This is a genomic window from Rhizobium sp. SRI_017, from assembly GCF_057586295.1.
The window spans coordinates 540,398-559,026 of the sequence record NZ_JBYCZP010000002.1 but is presented as its reverse complement, the minus strand read 5'-3'; the positions used below and the strand labels follow the sequence as shown (position 1 = coordinate 559,026).

The 18,629-nt window shown below is 60.6% G+C and carries 17 protein-coding genes; 8 read left to right on the top strand and 9 right to left on the bottom strand.

Translation table 11 applies throughout. From position 1 onward, the window contains the following. Positions 1-257: 257 nt before the first annotated feature. The gene (locus AC2YI2_RS07480) at positions 258-644 is read left to right on the top strand and encodes a DUF4189 domain-containing protein (RefSeq protein WP_487385808.1); all 387 of its coding nucleotides are present in this window, start codon (positions 258-260) and stop codon (positions 642-644) included. 250 nt (positions 645-894) lie between these two features. Further along, entirely contained in the window at positions 895-1,923 is a 1,029-nt protein-coding gene (locus AC2YI2_RS07475; RefSeq protein WP_487385807.1) for an NAD-dependent epimerase/dehydratase family protein, read from the top strand. Positions 1,924-1,947: 24 nt separating this feature from the next. Here AC2YI2_RS07475 and AC2YI2_RS07470 read toward each other — a convergent pair whose 3' ends face one another. Together AC2YI2_RS07470 and AC2YI2_RS07465 are read right to left on the bottom strand one after the other, a co-directional pair. Then, a complete protein-coding gene (locus AC2YI2_RS07470; protein ID WP_487385806.1) occupies positions 1,948-3,177 on the bottom strand; it encodes an aminotransferase-like domain-containing protein in 1,230 nt (409 codons plus the stop codon). A 129-nt stretch (positions 3,178-3,306) separates the two neighbouring features. Next, positions 3,307-6,063: a tetratricopeptide repeat protein gene (locus tag AC2YI2_RS07465; RefSeq protein WP_487385805.1), complete on the bottom strand. Its 2,757-nt coding sequence runs from the start codon at positions 6,061-6,063 to the stop codon at positions 3,307-3,309. 298 nt (positions 6,064-6,361) lie between these two features. Between AC2YI2_RS07465 and AC2YI2_RS07460 the strand changes: the two genes are divergently transcribed. After that, complete coding sequence (locus AC2YI2_RS07460) at positions 6,362-8,248, top strand: diguanylate cyclase (protein WP_487385804.1); 1,887 nt, start codon at positions 6,362-6,364, stop codon at positions 8,246-8,248. Positions 8,249-8,318: 70 nt separating this feature from the next. Here AC2YI2_RS07460 and ilvC read toward each other — a convergent pair whose 3' ends face one another. After that, positions 8,319-9,338, bottom strand: a complete 1,020-nt coding sequence (ilvC, locus tag AC2YI2_RS07455) for a ketol-acid reductoisomerase (RefSeq protein WP_487385803.1) — start codon at positions 9,336-9,338, stop codon at positions 8,319-8,321. Positions 9,339-9,380: 42 nt separating this feature from the next. Further along, the gene (locus tag AC2YI2_RS07450; RefSeq protein ID WP_487385802.1) at positions 9,381-10,031 is read right to left on the bottom strand and encodes a TetR/AcrR family transcriptional regulator C-terminal domain-containing protein; all 651 of its coding nucleotides are present in this window, start codon (positions 10,029-10,031) and stop codon (positions 9,381-9,383) included. A gap of 264 nt (positions 10,032-10,295) precedes the next feature. Between AC2YI2_RS07450 and AC2YI2_RS07445 the strand changes: the two genes are divergently transcribed. Beyond that, a complete protein-coding gene (locus AC2YI2_RS07445) occupies positions 10,296-11,312 on the top strand; it encodes a flagellin N-terminal helical domain-containing protein (protein WP_487385801.1) in 1,017 nt (338 codons plus the stop codon). A gap of 52 nt (positions 11,313-11,364) precedes the next feature. On the opposite strand, the gene AC2YI2_RS07440 is transcribed toward AC2YI2_RS07445, so the two are convergent. Then, positions 11,365-12,261, bottom strand: a complete 897-nt coding sequence (locus tag AC2YI2_RS07440; protein WP_487385800.1) for a LysR family transcriptional regulator — start codon at positions 12,259-12,261, stop codon at positions 11,365-11,367. A gap of 104 nt (positions 12,262-12,365) precedes the next feature. Here AC2YI2_RS07440 and AC2YI2_RS07435 point away from each other — a divergent pair, with 104 nt between their 5' ends. Both AC2YI2_RS07435 and AC2YI2_RS07430 read left to right on the top strand, forming a co-directional pair. Beyond that, a complete protein-coding gene (locus tag AC2YI2_RS07435; RefSeq protein WP_487385799.1) occupies positions 12,366-13,361 on the top strand; it encodes an aldo/keto reductase in 996 nt (331 codons plus the stop codon). Positions 13,362-13,480: 119 nt separating this feature from the next. Further along, the gene (locus AC2YI2_RS07430) at positions 13,481-13,813 is read left to right on the top strand and encodes a hypothetical protein (RefSeq protein WP_487385798.1); all 333 of its coding nucleotides are present in this window, start codon (positions 13,481-13,483) and stop codon (positions 13,811-13,813) included. Positions 13,814-13,816: 3 nt separating this feature from the next. Here AC2YI2_RS07430 and AC2YI2_RS07425 read toward each other — a convergent pair whose 3' ends face one another. Beyond that, positions 13,817-14,281, bottom strand: a complete 465-nt coding sequence (locus AC2YI2_RS07425) for an Lrp/AsnC family transcriptional regulator (RefSeq protein ID WP_487385797.1) — start codon at positions 14,279-14,281, stop codon at positions 13,817-13,819. 144 nt (positions 14,282-14,425) lie between these two features. On the opposite strand from AC2YI2_RS07425, the gene AC2YI2_RS07420 reads away from it, so the two are divergent. Beyond that, positions 14,426-15,151 carry an aspartate/glutamate racemase family protein gene (locus AC2YI2_RS07420; protein WP_487385796.1) on the top strand — a complete coding sequence of 242 codons (726 nt, stop codon included), beginning with the start codon at positions 14,426-14,428 and terminating at the stop codon, positions 15,149-15,151. A 59-nt stretch (positions 15,152-15,210) separates the two neighbouring features. Beyond that, positions 15,211-15,567, top strand: coding sequence for a DUF4087 domain-containing protein (locus AC2YI2_RS07415; protein WP_487385795.1), 357 nt, complete (start codon positions 15,211-15,213; stop codon positions 15,565-15,567). Here the strand turns inward: AC2YI2_RS07415 and AC2YI2_RS07410 are convergent. The 3 genes from AC2YI2_RS07410 to AC2YI2_RS07400 form a co-directional block, all read right to left on the bottom strand. After that, complete coding sequence (locus AC2YI2_RS07410; RefSeq protein WP_487385794.1) at positions 15,501-16,094, bottom strand: GyrI-like domain-containing protein; 594 nt, start codon at positions 16,092-16,094, stop codon at positions 15,501-15,503. The genes AC2YI2_RS07415 and AC2YI2_RS07410 overlap by 67 nt on opposite strands. A gap of 122 nt (positions 16,095-16,216) precedes the next feature. After that, positions 16,217-17,443 (bottom strand): FAD-dependent oxidoreductase, encoded by a 1,227-nt coding sequence (locus AC2YI2_RS07405; RefSeq protein WP_487385793.1) that lies wholly within the window; start codon positions 17,441-17,443, stop codon positions 16,217-16,219. Between the two features lie 30 nt (positions 17,444-17,473). Beyond that, positions 17,474-18,226 (bottom strand): pyridoxine 5'-phosphate synthase, encoded by a 753-nt coding sequence (locus AC2YI2_RS07400; RefSeq protein ID WP_487385792.1) that lies wholly within the window; start codon positions 18,224-18,226, stop codon positions 17,474-17,476. Between the last annotated feature and the right edge of the window lie 403 nt (positions 18,227-18,629).

Here is an 18,629-nt window from a genome sequence, read left to right as displayed (position 1 = left end):
CCATTCCGTCTTGCATGCCTTGTGGAGCGACTGGCAAACTCTTGCCGGCAAGGGGCGCAAATATTGAAGGATATCTTGTTCGGCCATGGCCGCTGTCCGTTCCGTTTCTTGAGCGATGACAGTAATATGATGATGGCCGCCCAAATTTTCCGCAGATCATGGGTGCGATCAAAAAAAAGTGCTGGACTCGCGAATATTCCCAAAACATTATTCGTAAAGACAGGTGAGGCCAACATCTTCCAACGAGGGGGACTAAGATGAAAACACTCAACAAAATCGCGACTGCCGTCCTTGGCGTAGCGCTGCTGACGGTTCCTGTCGCAGCATCAGCGGCGGATTTTTATGGTGCCTTTGCCTTTTCGCAAAACACCGGTGCCAGTGGCTGGGCCAAGAACTATAATTCACAAAGCGAAGCCGAAGGTGCTGCCCTTCAGGTCTGCTTCCAGACCCAGGGCGCGTCGGACTGCAAGGTCGCTTATTCTTTCGTGAATTCCTGCGCCGCGCTCGCCGTTGGTGGCGACAATGGATGGGGTGCCGATTGGGGCGTCAACATCCAGGCCGCTGAAAACAAGGCTATGAACACCTGCGCAGGCTATTCCTATAACTGCAAGGTCCTGACGAGCCAGTGCTCGAACGGTCGTTAGACCGGTAAACTCGGCGCGGCACGGGAAACCGGCATTACGCCAATAAGTTTAGTCGATCAAACCCGTGAGCCACCGCTCGCGGGTTTTATTTTTCAACCAAAAGTAAATTTAAGCAACTCACACATCTGTATTATGATAGGAGGCCGAAAAGAAATATAGTAAGACTTAAACCGCGGATTGTTTGACTTGTAACGTCTTTTTCACTTCAATGCCTCGACCGCTGGCGGAGACGGTAATCAGGGCATCGATCATGAAGGCTCTTGTCACAGGAGCGAATGGCCACATTGGCAGAAATCTCGTACGCGTCCTTGCCGAGAAGGGATACAGCGTCCGGGCGACGGTTCGCTCCCTTGGGGAGACCGAGCGTAACAAGTCACTTGCCGCCCTACCCGATGTTGAAGTGGTGGAACTTGACATACGCGACGCCGACCGCTTCCGGGTGCTCTGCGATCAGATCGACATCCTCTTTCACGTCGCAGCCACCTACGCTTATTGTCCCGGCACACGAACAACAGACGAAGACATTGTCGCGGACAGCTTGCAGGGCGCGGATGCCGCCATTCGTGCAGCGGCACGACAGGTCGCCAAAGTCGTATTGACATCGTCGTTGGTAACCGTTCCCCTAAGGCGGCCATCGGAACCGCCGGCGACGGAAGCGGATTGGCAGACCGACTTGTCCGTGCCCTACTTCCGGGCCAAGACAACGGCTGAGCGGCGCGCCCGGGAACTCGCCGAGAAATATTCCGTCAATCTCGTTACCGTGCTCCCGGGGGCAATCTGCGGTCCCGGCTTCACCCGTGGAACGCCGAGCACCGATCTCATCGAGGGCATCATGCGCGGCACGCTGCGTTTCGGCGCGCCACGGATGAACTTTCCGATCATCGATGTCAGGGACGTCGTCCGCGGTCATATCCTGGCGGCAGAAAAGGACGTCAGTGGCCGCTTCCTGCTTTGCGGCGACAGCTTTCCGAGTTTGCGCGAACTGACCCGCATGATGCATGCCTTGGATCGCAGGGTGCCGGCGGCGCCGATGACCATGCCCGATTTCACAGGGCCGCTGCTGCCCTATCTCGACTGGCTGAATTCCAGACTTTTCGACAGTCCCCTCACCGTCACCCCTGAATTCGTAGAGGCGATGTTGGGCAAACAGTTCCATGCCAGCAACGCGCGGGCACGGGCTGAGCTCGGCTGGCGACCGGAGATTCCGATCAGCCAGACGCTATCAGACACGATGGACACGATCCGCGCGCTCCGCCGCAGCGCAGGACGCAAAGTCTGATTTGAGGCCGGCAACGCGGCGGTATCAGGCTGCCGACTTGACCATTTCCCGCCGCACGAGTTCGCCGAGGCGCGACATGCCCTCGTCGATCATCTCGAAAGATGCGCAGGAGAAGGAGAGGCGCAAGGTGTTATCGCCGCTGCCATCGGCGTGGAACGCCTTGCCGGGCACGAAGGCGATGCGATAGTCGCGGATCGCACGGGCGAGCAGGTCTGCACCATCCATCCCCTTGGGCAAGGTCAGCCAGACAAACATTCCGCCTTCCGGTTTGGACCATTCGACACCCGCGGGCATCACCCTCTCCAGCGCTGCGAGCATGCGGTCGCGGCGAGCCGAATAGGTGGCACGGACAAGCTCCACTTGCGGCCCGAACACATTTCCCGCGACCTCGCCAATCACCATCTGGTTGATCGTCGAGGAATGCAGGTCGGCCGCCTGCTTGACCAGGACAAGCTTGCGGATCACCGACTCCGCCGCGACGACCCAGCCGACGCGCAGGCCGGGCGCGAGCGTCTTGGAGAAGGAACCGCAATACAGCGTGCGGGTCTTGTCGATATCTCCGCCGTTGCGGGCGATGTCGAGCGCCAGGATCGGCGGGACAGTCTCACCATCATAACGCAGTGACTGGTAGGCCGCGTCTTCGATCACGGCGATATCGAGCTGTTCGGCAAGGTCGAGCAGCCATTCGCGTGCGGAAAGCGGCATCGTCTCGCCGGTCGGATTGGAGAATTCTGGCACGCAATAGGCAAACTTCACGCGCCCGCCTGCCTTGACCGCCGCATCCCGATAAGAGTCGACATCGCGGTTGGACATCGGCGTCAGCCGGTCATAGGTCGGTTCATAGGCGTTGAACGCGCCGATTGCGCCGAGATAGGTCGGCCAAGTCACCAGCGCCGTATCCTTCGGCGACAGGAATATCTTGCCGAGATAGTCGAGCACCTGCTGCGAACCCGATGTAATCAGGACATTTTCCGCCTTGCACTCGATGCCGAGTATCTTCATCTGGCCAACGATCCATTCGCGCAGCGGCTTGTAGCCCTCGCTGACCGAATACTGCAGGCCGACTGAGGCTTGCTCGCCACCCAACACCTTGGCATAGGCCTCGGCGACGGCTTGCTTGGGAAACAGCGCTGCATCGGGAATACCGCCGGCAAAGGAAATGATGTCGGGCTGCTCGAGCAGCTTCAAGAGTTCGCGGATTTCCGACGCTTTCATCCGGCTCGCACGCGTGGCGAAGACCTGTTCCCAATCCATGACGTTTCCTCGGTTTTGTTATTGAGGCATCTGACCATGGAAACCTATAAGCGTCAACAATGCTGACCTAAATTTCCGCCATGGACGAGGCGTGGCTTGCCTGGGGCTCCAGCACCCGACCTTGCTTCATCAAATGTCCTTCAGCGCCTCGGCTGCCGCTTTCTTATTGCGCTCATCGATACCGGCTGGTCCCTTGGTCTTGGCGAAGGCGACGAGGGCCGAAAGCGTGGCCTCGTCGCAGCCGTCTTTACCCAGGCCATCGACGCCCGCCCGCTTGGCCGAGGCCAGCACGGCATCGCAGGCACCGGGCGCGAAGATGAACTGCTTCAGCACGCCGCCGAGCGCGAGCGGATCCTGCAGCCGCTTGTCGTCACGGATCGCCGCGATGACCGACTGGCCGAACTCCCGCGCCTTGCCGTCCTGGTAGATCTGCGTCGTGTTGAAAATGAACTCGAATTCGATTTTTTCCGCGCCCGGCGGCTTGGTCAGCATCAGATCAAGCCCGTAGCGGGTGATCTCGGCCGCGCTGACGACCCGGCGCACCATGGCCGCCTGATGATAGTTTGGCAACAGCGCCCAGCGCGCATCGATATTGCCGTACTGGGCGAGCAAGTTGACTTTGGCGAGCGCGGCCCGTTTCTGTCTGTCGTTCTTTGCGGCCTGGAACTCGCTTCTGATCCGGTCCCACTTCCGGCCTATGCTGTCCTTCGAGATCAGTTCACCCGCTTCCACGGCCGCCGGCTCTTCCTCCGCCGCGGAGGTATCGGTCGAAGTCGTATCGTAGCCCTTCGCCTCAACCCAATCCGCGAGCGCCTTGCGAGCCTCCGGCCCCCAGTAGCCCTCAGGCGAGCCGCGATAGAAGCCGTCGCGGGCGAGCCGCCGTTCGATCGCAACCTTGATCTCCTGCGGAAAAGCCTTGCCCATCGTCACGAGGTTGTTGTCCTCGAGACCGGCCGGCGCCTCCCGGAAGCCATTCATGATAGCCTCGGCGACTGCCTCCGTTCCCGCCTCCATCGCACGGCCGGAAAAGACATCGAGATCCATCTGCGCCCCGAGATCGGCAGCGCCGAGGCCCATCCCGTCAAAGGATCGGCCATAGCCATTGTTATAGAGCGCGATTCGCCAGGTGACCCCCTCCTCCAGCGTCATCAGCCGGTCGAATGTGTCAAAGGTGAAGGCGCGGGCAATCTTCGACTTCGCCTTGATCGAGCCTAGTTCCGCCGCGCGCCGCCAGGCATCGAGCCGCCGCTTCTTGTCCTTGGTGATACCGAGCCCGTCGTCATAGGCGTCGCCGAGCAGCAGCAAAGCCTCGATATTGTCGCCCCGCGCCGCCTGCTTGAGCATGTCGGAGGCCGCGCGGTCGTCCTGTGGATACAGAATACCCGCGCGCAGAAACTTGGCCTTGAGCAGGAAGGCTTCAGGCTCCTCCTGCCGGATACCCTTGTCGATGATGGCCATCAGTTCCGCATCACTCAGCCCCTCCTCGCGGCGCATCGGCCGGTAGCTCGTGCTGCCGAGATTTCGATATTGTGTCGAGGCATAAAGCCAACGCGCCTCTTGATCTTCGACATCGGCGAGCGGTTTGAGAAGGGTACGCGCACCGTCCTCATCGGCAAACTGGGAATTGTCGGAGAGCTTCAGCTTGACGAGCGCGAGGGCCGCCCGGGTGTTCCCCTCCGCCGCGGCTTTGGCAAGCGCGCCGGTGATCATGTCGGCGTTGTCGAGCCGACGATGGTAATCCACCAATAACCCGGCAAGCCTGATGTAGTTGGGGACATCCCAAGCTGCGGCGAGCGTCGCGATGGCTTCCTGTGGCCGGCGGCCACCGGGTTTGTCCGACAGCAGGATATCCGCCTTTACCTTCAGCGCTCGCGGATGGAACTTGAGACCTGGATCGCGCAAGAGCTCGAGCGCACGCTTCGTATCCTCGGCGCCACCCTCTCCGCTCACAAGCATCTCGGCAAGCAGAGGCCTTACACCCGCGTAGCGCTCCGCATGTTGCTCCAGCAACTCCCGAGCGCGCGCGAGATCCTTGCGGGTACCACGGCCGATCCTCATCGCTTCGGCGACTGCAATGATCGAGGAGGACGCTGTCTTCCCGCCGGAATCCATATCGGCCTGCAGATACCGGAAGGCAGCACGCTGCTCGGTGGCTGGGAAGCCCTCCTCTTCAAGAGTCGTGGTGGCGATGACGTGTGGCGCGTCTGCGCGAACGAAGTCTTCATAGGGCGATGATGCCGGCCCCTGCGGCGGCGCACCCTCGGCCCGGCGTGCATAGAGCACCGACATCTTGAGGTCGCGCCTGAACATGTCACTTCCGCGATAGAGCATCATCAATTCTCTCAAGGCCTCGATATGGCCTTGCTCGGCGGCCTTGAGCAATTCTTTGCGCGCCTCCTGCTGCGAGATCATATTCAGCGGCGCCGACGCCGGCTTGCCATTGGTCAGTATGTACAGGCGATAGATGAGATACTGCGCCTCGGCGCTGCCTTGGCCGGCCAGTTTGCGGAGTTGCGAGGCGAGGAGATGAATGCTGTCCGCATTGATCATCATCGTCACGCGAATCCACTGCAGCTCCATCCGCCTTTCTTTCGGCGCGCCGACCCATGCGGCCTGGCACTGCGCCTGAAGCACCCGAGCCTTCGTCATGTCGAAATCTTCGGGATAGAGTTCCGTGAATTGTACCGGCGCCGCCTTGGCCGAAAAATCAAGCGGTACCGATGCACCCTTGTCGCAGGCGGTCACTGCTTCGGCGATCTCGCCGGCCAGCCTTTCCTTGCTTGCCTTGTCGTCCAGCGCCGTCTGCGCAAGAGCGTTCGATGCCCCGAGCGCGAAAAGCAGCGATGCAATGGTGGAGATTGTGGGCAGATGATTGGCAAGCGGCATAGTCTTCATCCTTTCCCGGCGCCATCGGGCACCTCTCAAAGACATCCGCGCATAGCCATGCCGTCCCAACTGACAGCCCCGGCCATGCGCGTTCCAACTGCAGACACGACGTCCCGCCCGGAACTTCTATTCGCGTTGTGTTTCAACGCGTGGACAGATCCGGGTGACAACGATGTTGCACCACGGCGCCCAAAGACGAATTAGCGAATTATTTCGACCAACTGCCGCCAATTTAAGCAAAGCAAAACTTCTTGCCTGCATAGATAGGGGTCAACCACCCGGGGGCTGATAGAGAGCGATGAGCGGCGTATGGAATGAGTTCGCAGGCAACGTCGCCTTTGTCGGCTTGGCGATTGCTATGTGGGCGCATTTGTCGGTTTGGTTTTCACGACAATTGACCGGTTACACGCGCGTCGCTTTTGGCCTGGCGACAGGTTTGACCTCCGTGGGGTCGATCATGCTGGCCTTCGAGGTGAGCCCAGGCGTCTTCATCGATCTACGCCACGCACCGCTGGCGCTTGCAGCCATGTTCGGTGGGCCGGTCGCTGCCACGATCGCGGGGGCATTCGCGATAGCCTTCCGTATTTGGGTCGGAGGCGCGGCGATGGCCGATGGCATTGCCGCCGTCGGGATGGTCTTGGCTCTTGGGCTTGCGATCAACGCGATTACTCGCGATCGCCAGCCCCGCTTTTCTGACCTCTTCCTTCTCACTCTTGGCCTCGCGATCGTCCTCGTCGCTGCAATGATGGCGCTTCCAGCACTTGCCGCCGTCCACCTTCTGACGCTCGGAGGGCTCGAACTGGTGGTGCTCAATTGCGCCGGCGCTGTTCTCGGCGGCCTTACTCTTCTCATGACCCGTCGCATTCAGCTTGAGCGAAGCATCCTGGAAAGCGCGTTCGCGCAGTCACCCGATTTCCTCTACGTCAAGGACCGCGACAGCCGGTTCCTCGCCGTCAACGCCAACATGGCGACACTCCACCGTGCCATCTCCTCTGCCGGTCTTGTGGGGCTCTCTGATTTCGACGTCATGCCCAGACCGCAGGCAGAGCAGCTGTTCCTGGCCGAACAGGAGATGATGCGGACGGGCAAACCGATTATCGACTCTTTCGAGCGGCTTCAGGATCGGTTCCTGCTCGCATCGAAAGTGCCGCTGCTCGACCACGAGGGCCGCGTCATAGGACTCGCTGGCGTTACCCGTGACATCACCGAGCGTACCGAACTCGAAAACGAACTCCGCGAGAGCAAGAACCTTCTGGCTCATGCCATGGCTGGCATGTCGGATGGTTTTGCCATGTTCGACAAGCACGGCCGGCTCGTCTTCTGCAACGAACAGTATCGCGAGGCCTTTCCGCTATCGAGAGATGTTCGCGTGCCCGGCGCGCATATCAGTGACATCATCCGCCGGAGCCTGGAAGTCGACGAGCGCGCCAACCGTCCGGATGTCGTGACGGAGGAACTGATCGCAGCATTGGCTGCCACGCTTCATCGCAACAAGGACGAAGAAGTCGAACTCTATAACGGCGACTGGCGCAGCATCCGCACCCGGCTTGCGGAGGACGGCACTGCCATGGTCGTCGTTTCCGACATCACCGCCAACAAACACGCCGAGGCAGCGCTCCGGATCGCTGCGGAACAACTCAAGAATCTTGCCGACACGGATGGCCTGACGGGCGTCATGAACCGCCGTGGCTTCGATGAGGCCTTCACGCGGGAGGCGGGCCGCAGCGCCCGCGAAGGCACGCCACTCAGCGTGTTGATGATCGATATCGACTGGTTCAAGGCCTATAACGACACCTATGGTCATCCCGCCGGCGACGAATGCCTGCGGCAGGTGAGCCGCTGCCTCGTCGATTGCGTCAAGCGCCCGGCCGACACGGTCGCCCGCTATGGCGGCGAAGAATTCGTCGTGCTTCTGCCCGTTACGGATGCAGCGGGCGCCAGGGTCGTGGCGGAGCTGTTCGCCGCCCGACTTGCTGAATGCGGCATGCCGCATTCCGGCAGCCCACTCCGCCGGGTCACGGTCAGCACCGGGATCGCCACCGGCCAGGGTCAGGTGCTGCGCGCCGAGTCCCAGCGCCTCCTGGCAACCGCCGACAGCGCACTCTACGACGCCAAGGCGAGGGGACGAAACCGGGTAGCGGAACGAGGCTTCGAGCCCAAGAACGCCGGCAGACTCGCCGGTTGATTTCGCACTAATCAAGGAAAAGGGCGGGGAAGTTTCTTTCCCCGCCCGCTCACATTTCGATCGCTGAAGCTTAGTTGACGGCCTTGTCGACCAGCTTGTTCTTGCCGATCCACGGCATCATGCCGCGGAGCTTGGCGCCAACTTCCTCGATCTGATGGCTGTCGTTCATGCGACGGATACCCTTGAAGCGCGATGCGCCGGCGCGGTATTCCTGCATCCAATCAGAGGTGAACTTGCCGGTCTGGATGTCCTTCAGAACGCGCTTCATCTCGGCCTTGGTCTCGGCAGTGATGATGCGCGGGCCTGAGACATATTCGCCCCACTCCGCGGTGTTCGAGATCGAGTAGTTCATGTTGGCGATGCCGCCTTCATAGATCAGGTCGACGATCAGCTTCACTTCGTGCAGGCATTCGAAATAAGCCATTTCCGGCGCATAGCCGGCTTCGGTCAGCGTTTCGAAACCGGCACGGATCAGTTCGACGAGGCCGCCGCACAGGACGACCTGCTCGCCGAACAGGTCGGTTTCGCACTCTTCGCGGAAATTCGTCTCGATGATGCCGGAACGGCCGCCGCCAACGCCGCAGGCGTAAGAAAGTGCGAGCTCAAGCGCGTTGCCGGAAGCGTTCTGGTGAACGGCAACCAGGCACGGCACGCCGCCGCCCTTCTGGTATTCGCCGCGCACGGTATGGCCCGGGCCCTTCGGTGCGATCATGACGATATCGACCGAGCTCTTCGGCTCGATGAGACCGAAATGGATGTTGAGGCCATGGGCAAAAGCGATCGCTGCACCATCGCGCAGGTTCGGCGCGATCTCGGCCTTGTAGATGTCGGCCTGGAGCTCGTCCGGCGTCGCCATCATCAAGAGGTCGCCCCACTTGGCGGCATCGGCGACGGTCATGACCTTGAAGCCGTCGGCTTCGGCCTTCTTGATGGTCGGCGAGCCGGCCTTGAGCGCGATCGCCACATTGGCGGCGCCCGAGTCCTTGAGGTTCAGCGCATGCGCCCGGCCCTGCGAGCCATAGCCGACGATGACCACGTTCTTCGCTTTGATGAGATTGAGATCGGCATCACGATCGTAATAGACGCGCATATTCTGGTCCTTCCCTGGTGCTGTCTTTTCTTGAAATGGCGATCAGGCCGCCACACCCTTCCCCGTGCCGTAGAGCGTCAGGAAGGCGTTCACCGCCCTCTCCGCCCGCCGGCCGAATTCCTTTCTGGTCGCAGAAAAATCCTCGCCGAGCATCATGCGAACATGCAGATCCCGCACAATCAGCCCGTATAGAGTCTCGTAGGCTTCATTGGCATCGTCAAACGCGATGAGACCCGCCCGTTTGGCCGAGATCAGAAGCGCGGTGGCACGACGACCGATCTGGCGCCGGCCGCGCTCCAACAGCATCTCGCCGAGTTGGGACGATTCGCGGCTCGCCTGCCCGATGGCAAGCCGGTTGAGCGCAAGCGACACGTCGCCCGATAGCACATCGAGCAACCCGGTGGCGAAATCGTTGAGCAGCTTTTCCAACCCCTGGCGCGTGAGGTTGGTCTGAGCACCGTCGCCCGTCCGCACCTTCGAGGCCTGATAGGCGATCATCGCCTCCATCAGCCCGTCACGGTCGCCGAACCACTTGTACAGGCTCTCTTTCGAACAATTGGCTGCACGTGCAACGCCCGCCGTCGTCAGCGCTTTCTCGCCACCGGAAACAAGCAGTCGAAGAGCCTCTTCGAGCACAGCGTTCTGGCGCGGCGAAAAGCTTTCAGGTCCCGGCGTTTCAAGCGTATGCAGCATGGCGACGTCCTCAGTACCGTACGGTACGGTTCGTGGCGTTATGCTCCTTCAGTCGCCCGCTGTCAAGCGGCAACCATCCGCGAGAATGCTCGGCATTCGACCGTCTGCCTCGGTGTTAATCGTTGCACTACCCCATTAACGCGCGATTAACCATGAATTTTTACCATTTCTCTTGTCCGAAATTGGCTGCCGCATGAATTCCCGAGCCGGCATTTTACCATCGGACATGCCTCAATAGCGCGATTATTTTCCGGGTCTCATTTCATGACGAGTCTCATTACCAATACATCAGCCCTATCCGCGATCGCTCATCTGCGAACGTTGAACGACGACCTCCGCAACAGCCAGACACGCGCCTCAAGCGGCCAAAGGATCTCGACCTCTTCCGACAATGCCGCCTACTGGTCGATTGCGACCACGATGCGAACTGACAATCGCTCGCTTTCCGCGGTCGAGGATGCCCTGGGTCTGGGAGCCGCGATGGTCGATAGCGCAACGTCCGGGATCAAGGCCGCCATCGAGGTCACCGACAAGATCAAGTCCCGGCTGGTCGCAGCACGCGAACCTGGCGTCGACCGCGACAAAGTCAATTCCGAAATCACCGAACTCAAAGCACAGCTCAAAACGATCGCCGATGGGTCCAGCTTCAACGGCATCAACTGGCTCAAGCACGCCGAGAACGATCAACCCTGGCTGAAGGAGCCGATCGAGATCGTCGCCTCCGTGTCGCGCAACAGTGATGTCTTCGGCGTCGAAACACTGCGTTACGAACGCCAGGCCTCCAGCTTCTCGGACAAGCAGATCATTAATGCCTTGGTCGATGATTCCAACCAGACCCACGGCGAATATGGCATCCTGACCTCCGACGCCTATGCTGCTGATCTCGGCCTCACCACGGGCTACATCATGATCCAGGGCTCCGGCACGACCTCTGTACCCAACGGCGCCCCCACCCTGCCGCAGGTGGAGATCGGCATTTCGAGCGCCACGACCGATCAAGCGATCGAGGAAATGCTGTCGGTCACCGATGCGATGCTGATGGACATGACGACGACGGCCACCGTGCTCGGCACCGCCGGCGCCCGGATCGGGCGTCAAGAAGACTTCGTCGCGGATCTTCGCGATACGATCGACCGCGGCGTGGGTCGCCTTGTCGATGCCGATATGAACTCGGAGTCGGCGCGGCTCAAGGCGCTCACGACCCAGCAGAATCTCGGCGTCTCGGCACTGGCGATCGCCAACAGCCAACCTGACAACATCCTGAGCCTTTACAAGGGTTAAGCATTGCGGCGCAGCCGCCGGCCAACCCTCAGGCGTCAGGCGGCGTCCCCCGTCACACGGCTCTCTGCTTTACGAAATCGACGAAGGCTCTAAGCGGCGTCGGCATGTGGCGCCGACTTGGATAGTAGAGAAACGGTCCGGAGAACGGCTGTTGCCAATCCGGCAAGACCTCGACCAGTTCACGGTTTTCGAGATAGGGCCTGACGAAATCCTCGAATGTCGCCACGATGCCGAGGCCACCGCGGGCGGCCGCGAGTTCAAGCTCCATGGCATTCGCCACCAGGCTCTCCGGCGGGTTCACCCGGATGACCTCCCCGCCGCGCTCGAATTCCCAGCTGTTCAGCCGGCCGCTTTCGAAACGGTGGCGAATGCAATTGTGGCTCATCAGATCGCTTGGATGGTCGGGCGCGCCGCGCCGGGCGAGATAGTCGGGTGACGCTGCGGCACAGAACCGTTGGCTTCGCGGTCCGAACGGAATCGCGATCATGTCGAGGTCGAGGCTCTCGTCGTAGCGGATGCCGGCATCGAAACCCGCCGCGAAGACATCAATGAACGTGTCATGCGCCGCGATCTCCAGGATGATGCCGGGATAGGCCTTCATGAAGGGGACGACGATGTCTGGCATGAAGAGTCGCGCCACGATCGTCGGCACATTTATCCTTAGTCGTCCCGCCGGCGCCGTATCCGAACTCTTCACCTCATCGAGTGCCCCCGCGAGATCCGAAAGCATCGGCGACAGCCGGTCGAGCAGCCTTTGCCCCGCATCCGTCGGCGTCACGCTTCTCGTGGTCCGATTGAGAAGCCGCGTTCCCAGCTTGGCTTCGAGCCGCCGGACGGCTTCGCTGAGCGACGAGGCGGAAACGCCACGCATCGTCGCCGCCCCACGATAGCTGCGTTCCGCTGCGACGCTGGCGAAAGCTTCGAGATCGGCGAGAGGCAAATCACTCATTGTACAAAATTCCGCACGGGCCGTTCATGTTTAGATGGATTATCGCACAAAGCTCTCCGCGCTAAAAGACCTCCATCCCAACGGAAAGCAGAAAGGAGATCATCATGAAGATCGTTCAACTCGGAAAGACCGGCCCGCAAACCTCCACCTTCGGCCTCGGCTGCATGGGCATGTCGGGCATGTATGGCCCCGCCGACCGCGCCGAGAGCATCGCCACGATCCACGCCGCGATGGAAGCCGGTGTGACCCTGCTGGATACCGGCGACTTCTACGGGATGGGCCACAATGAGCTGCTGATTGCGGAAGCGCTCAAAGGCAAGGATCGCGACCGCGTGCAGTTGAGCGTCAAGTTCGGCGCCCAGCGCGACCCGTCCGCCGGCTGGATCGGTTACGATGCCCGGCCGGAAGCGGTGAAGACCTGGCTCGCCTATACGCTCGTTCGTCTCGGCGTCGACCATATCGACATCTACCGCCCTGCCCGCCTCGATCCGAATGTGCCGATCGAAGACACGATCGGCGCCATCGCCGACATGGTGAAGGCAGGCTATGTCAGGCATATCGGCCTGTCGGAGGTCGGCCCGGAAACCATTCGCCGCGCCGCCGCGGTTCACCCGATCGTCGATCTGCAGATCGAATACTCGCTGATGTCGCGCAGCATCGAGAAGGACATCCTGCCGACAACGCGCGAACTCGGCATCGGCATCACCGCATACGGCGTGCTGTCGCGCGGCTTGCTCAGTGGCAGCCAATCGGCTGGCAAGGGCGACTTCCGTGCTCACTCGCCTCGCTTCCAAGGTGACAACCTCGCCCGCAATGAGCTACTCGCAGCGGCATTGCAGAAGGTCGCCCAATCCAAGGGGATGACGGCTTCGCAGGCAGCGATCGCCTGGGTCGCAGCTCAGGGCTCGGACATCGTCCCACTCGTCGGCGCCCGCAAGCGCCATCAGCTCGAAGAGTCCCTGAAGGCTCTCGACGTCTCGCTCACGCCGGAGGATCTCGCCGTCCTGGAGGCAGCCGTGCCGAAAGATGCAGTCGCCGGAGGGCGCTATCCCGAAGCTCAGCTCGCCCATCTCGATAGCGAGAAGAGCCACGCGGCCTGATCGATCGGTCCTCTCATCCGCTTCTGTCCAGCGATGGAAGCGGATGATGCATCCATTGCATTACCGGTCCGATCTCTCCAGAATTGCCGCCAAAGACGAGGCGCAGGGGAGTCGGGCCGATGCAGAGTGACGACAACGAACAACTCGTGGAAATGCTGTTCCGCAACGGCACGCTGACCGTCTCGGGCATCCTGCTCTCGTTTTCGCTGAGCTTCGTGACGCAATGGGCGAACAATCCTGTGCCCTGGATGCTCACCGACTTGCCCACGGTACTTCTGCTGTCCAGTGGCATCGTCTTCCAGATCGTTGCGCTCGTGCGCCTGCTCCGGCACGATTCTGTCAAGCGCACCATGTATGACAGGGCAACGCGCTACATGGTCATCGGCGTCAGTCTTACCGGCACCGGTGTCATTTCCGCCATGGTCATCGACTTCATCAAGCTCCTGGCCTGATCTTCAGTCCGCGTAGGCGACAGGCATCCCCTCATCCGCCTTCATCACCTCCATGGAGATAAAGGCGGAAACATCGAACAATTCCACCTTGCGGATGATCTCCTTGTAGACATGGTCGTAATGCTCGGCGCGTGGAAGGAGGATCTTGAGCAGATAATCGTAATTGCCGGTCAGCCGGTGCGCCTCGACAACTTCCGGGATACCGGCGATCGCCTTGCGGAAGCTGTCCACCCACTCCTCGGCATGCCGCGTGGTCTTGACCAGCGCGAAGACGATTGTCGGCACGCCCATTTTCTCGCGGTCGAGCACCACGACGCGGCGGGCGATATATCCCTCAGCTTCGAGACGAGCGATACGGCGCGAGCAAGCCGACACCGAAAGTGCCACCCTGTCGGCGATCGTAGTAACCGATACCGCAGCATCACGTTGCAGGATTGTCAGAATTTTCCGGTCGCGATCATCGAGCATTTCCATACCTCCGCAAATTTTCAGCGCATTCTCTTACAGTTGCGCGCCAATTTTGCAACAGCTGGAACTAGGCGGCAAAACTTGCAAACATCTGCTGGAAAAGCCGTGTCACATTCGTCTTATATCTTGATAAGGATGAGACGCATGAAGACCATCGGATTGATCGGCGGCATGAGCTTCGAAAGCACCGCTGTCTATTACAACCAGCTCAACAGCATGGCGCGAGACACGCTGGGCGGCCTGGCGTCGGCGGAGCTGCTGCTTCATTCCGTGAACTTCGCCGACATCGTCGCCCTCCAGCAGTCTGGTCGCTGGGACGAGGCCGCTCGGCATCTCGCTGGGATCGCCGGACGCCTCGAACAGGCCGGCGCCGATTGCGTGCTGATCTGCACCAACACCATGCACAAGGTCGCCAAGCCTGTCCGCGACGCCATCTCGGTGCCGCTGATCGACATTATCGACGAAACCGCACTGGCGCTGAAAGCAAAAGGCGCCAAGCGGCCCTTGCTGATTGCGACTCGCTACACGATGGAAGACGGCTTCTACCACCGGCAGATGGCCGACCATGGTGTCGAGGTGGTGGTCGCTCCGAAGGACGCGCGCGACCGCATCCACGCGATCATTTTTGACGAACTCTGCAAGGGTAAGGTCCTCGACCACTCCCGCGTCGAAATGCTCGACATTATCGCAGCCGCCAAAGCAGAAGGCGCCGATTCCATCATCCTCGGCTGCACCGAGATCTGCCTGTTGCTCGATCCGGACAATCTGCCCTTGCCCGGATTCGATTCGACGCGCATCCACTGCGAATCTGCTGCAATGTTTGCCATGGGAAATGCCGTGGCTTTCGAGCAGAAGAGAAAGTATGCATAAGTATGACGCGTGCGCTTCCGCCCAGAAGCGGCATGCCCAGCCATAATCCGGAGGAATTTATGAAGAGAGTAGCCCTGGCTTCGGCCGTGATTGTCCTTCTTGGGGCATCTTTCGCGCAGGCCGCGGAAAATCGCTGCGGCTGGGTCAACAATCCGACGCCGGGCAATTGGTGGCTCACCGACGGCGACGGTCAGTGGACGATGATGACCCAGGGTAGCTACGAAGCCAACGGCATGGACAATATCGGTGACATCTCCGCCGGCGACTATGTAGCAACCAACGGCAATTACGGCCATGCCTGCGGCTGCATGCAGGTCGACACAGACGGCCAGGGCGCAATCACCGATATCTACTCGTTCCGCCAGCTGCCGATCGGCAAGTGCGAGAACGACCCCGCACTGTCCTCGCCGGGCTGAGCCGTCCGTTCGGCCGCACCGGACTCCGAACTGCTTCGCGTGAGAATGGCGATTTCAGTGCGGAAGTTCGCTTCATCCTCCGTGTGCCGCGGCGACACGTGATAGATTTCCAGCCGGCATCCATAGACGGTGCCGTCTTCAGTCTCCGACACATCCAGTTCGACGCCATTATGCTGGGCCCAACCCGGCAGCATGGCATTGACTTCCCCCAGTTTCTCATAGGGGCCCGTCCATTCCGCCGTCATGAACATGCCTGACGGCAGGATTCCTGACCGCACCGGCCCACCGCCGGCATGCACGCGCGTCGTCAGATAGCCGAATTCCATATCGAGTTCGCCGTTCTTGCCGATTGCGAGATAGCGCATGAAGCCAGGGCCGGCATCCTCGACCCCCTTGGCACCAATGAACTCCCTGAGTTCGGAATAAAACAGCACCGCCTGGCGGCGGAGGTTGCGCGGCGCCAGCTGCGACCGTATCGACAGGAAGGGCTGCTTCTTGCGGCGTAATTTTGCAGGCAAAGTCAACATGTTCGGAGCCTCACTCCCCGTCAAGACCGATAAAAATGAATTTGAATTATGACTTATGATCAGATTTCATACAGCCTTGTTCCCAAAAAGAAAAGCAGGGAAATGCCCTGAATTTTCAGGGATTATTGACCATCCCTCCAATCGCACTCTGCAACCCCAACAGACGAGAAGGGATTGAGAAGCGCGCCGGCCACGATCGAAGCGAGGAAGCTTGGCGCGGGCGGTATCTTGGCTAAGGTAGAGACGATCTGGTCGCGGATAAAGGCAAGGGCCGCCGAATCGCCCTGATAGAACGGCGTGAACATCAGCGACAGAAGCTGGAAGAGCCGGACGTGATAGCGGCGCGCGCTGCAATAGGCCTCTATTGCATCGTCGACCGTCACGGTGCGGGCAAGACTAATCGCGAGCGCCGCCGCGTCGAGCAGTGCCATATTGGCGCCCTGCCCGAGTTGAGGGCTCGTGCAATGCGCTGAGTCCCCGATGAAGACGACGCGGCCCCGGGCCGGCCGCTGAAGCGTACGGTGATGGTAACGCGCCAGCGTCAGCTGATCCCAAGCCGTGATTTCCTCCAGCATCGGCGCAGTCTCCGGCCAATAGCTCACCAGCCGTTTCTTCCAGGCCGCAATACCCTCGCCCATCACCGACTCCGCTTCACCGATCTTCTGGCTCCAGAAAAAGGCGATCTTATCGCGGCCATCGGGTGTGAGCTTGCCGACGGGCAGCACTCCGATCATTACGCTCGCCTTGTCGTAACGCTGAACAAGTGCGTTCGGCTCATAGGGCATGGCGGCCGCGTCGAGTGTTGCCCAGAATGCCCCATAGGCAAGCTCGCGCGATTTCTCACCAGAACAGAGTCCTGTCATCAACTGCGACCGGGCTCCGGTCGCATCGATCACCATTCGGTATGGCCCCATCTCGGAGCCGTCGGCCAGTTTCAGAACCGGATTGCCGCCGATATCTCGAACCGAAACAACGGCGCGCCCCGACAGAATCGGGATGCCGTCAGCGACGACCGCATCATGCAGGGTAGAAAAAAGTGCGGCTCGCTGGACCGCCAGCCCGAACCGACCCTTTGGTCCGGAGTCATAGCGGACGTCGAGCACGGCCCGGCCACTGCGATAGTCGGTTCCCCAAAGACGATCGATGCGATGACCTAGTCCACGGATCCGATCGTAGAGCCCGAGCATGTCGAGAACCGAAAGCCCCGTCGGCTGAAGGATAAGTCCGGAGCCAACGGGCGCAGGCTCATCAAAACGCTCGACGAGATCGACCTCGTGACCCGCACGGGTCAGCATCAAGGCCATGGCAAGGCCTGCCGGCCCGGCACCGCAGATCGCAATCCTGTCCATCTTGTCCGCCCGTGATCCGGGCGGCCCGGATCAGATCGTTTCCCCCAGGGCACGCCGGAACCGGCGCACCGTTTCTGCCATGCCATATTCGAGCGCGTCCGCTGTCAAGCCGTGGCCGATCGAAACTTCGGCCAGTTTGGGAATGTGCCGGCAAAGCAGCGGCAGATTGGCAACTGTAAGATCATGCCCGGCATTGACGTCGAGGCCCAGGCTGATGGCATGGCTCGATGTCGCACCCAATTTGGCAGCCCAGGCCTCGGCCCCCACCGGATCGTCATGGCAAGCACCGTAGGGGCCAGTATAGAGCTCGATCCGATCAGCGCCCGATCGCCAAGCGGCATCGATCTGCGCACGGCTCGCATCACCATCGGCGAAGAGCGACACGCGTATTCCGGCCGCCTTGAGCCGTGTCGAGATCGTCTTGAGCAGTGCTTCATTGGCCAGGAAATCCCAGCCGTGGTCCGACGTGGCTTGGACCGGATCGTCGGGCACCAAGGTCACCTGATGCGGCCGATGCGTCTCGACGAGCTGGAGAAAGTCCTCGCTGGGATAACCCTCGATATTGAACTCGCGACCGGAAAAATCCTCCTCGATCAGCGCCTTGAGTTCCGGGACATCGGTGAAGCGGACGTGCCGCTGATCGGGCCGCGGATGAACGGTGAGCCCGCCCGCTCCCGCCTCAAGCGCGATACGGCCGAACCGGACCACGCTGGGCCAGGGAAGGTCGCGCCGGTTCCGAAGCATGGCGATGGCGTTCACGTTGACGGAGAGCTTGGCAGACATGGTCGATCCGCTTTTGGACTATGCCTGATCACTAGCCGATCTCGCCCTCACCCGCCACCGACAATCGGTGAAGCATCGATGCAAAAGCGTTATGTGTCGCAGCAACTGAAGATTGAGGCTTACGCGAAACTTTGCACCCCACTGAAATACGGGGCCGGCTGATCGCAAGAAATGAGGATTACACGGCTATCTATTTCGCGTATAACGGAAATCAGCTCCATCCGGGAGGTCTGAGCCGGTTTTCCGGCAAGGTTCGGGTGTAGCTACCGAAAGCGCCGTATAAAACGGCCTGAGGCGAAAGAGTGCCGGAACGGCACCGATGCAGAATGGTCAGGTTGCTCGCGTGTTCGAGCCACTTCGTTTTGCACCTCAGGTTTGCATTGTAGGGCGCCACTGCTGGTTG